General features: G+C 39.7%; 1 rRNA gene. It reads right to left on the bottom strand.

The annotated features are described in order from the left end of the window. Nucleotides 1-162: 162 nt before the first annotated feature. A 16S ribosomal RNA gene (locus OGY33_RS00670) occupies nt 163-232 on the bottom strand; the annotation flags it as partial.

Below are 232 nucleotides of genomic sequence, written 5' to 3'. Positions count from 1 at the left end.
TCATTTCTTATTACGGAGAAATGAAACAGTGTGTCGTTTCAATTTTCAGCTTGATCCAGATTTTTAAAGAGCAAAACTTCTTAATGCACTCGAAAGTACATTCAGAAGTTCATCATTCATCAGACAATCTGTGTGAGCACTACAAAGAACGTTTCTTTAAGGTAAGGAGGTGATCCAACCGCAGGTTCCCCTACGGTTACCTTGTTACGACTTCACCCCAGTCATGAATCAC

Origin of the sequence: Citrobacter sp. Cpo032 (assembly GCF_030332975.1) — a bacterium.
GTDB lineage: Bacteria > Pseudomonadota > Gammaproteobacteria > Enterobacterales > Enterobacteriaceae > Citrobacter > Citrobacter portucalensis.
The sequence above is the reverse complement of the archived record's forward strand: the minus strand, read 5'-3'. Positions and strand labels throughout refer to the sequence as shown.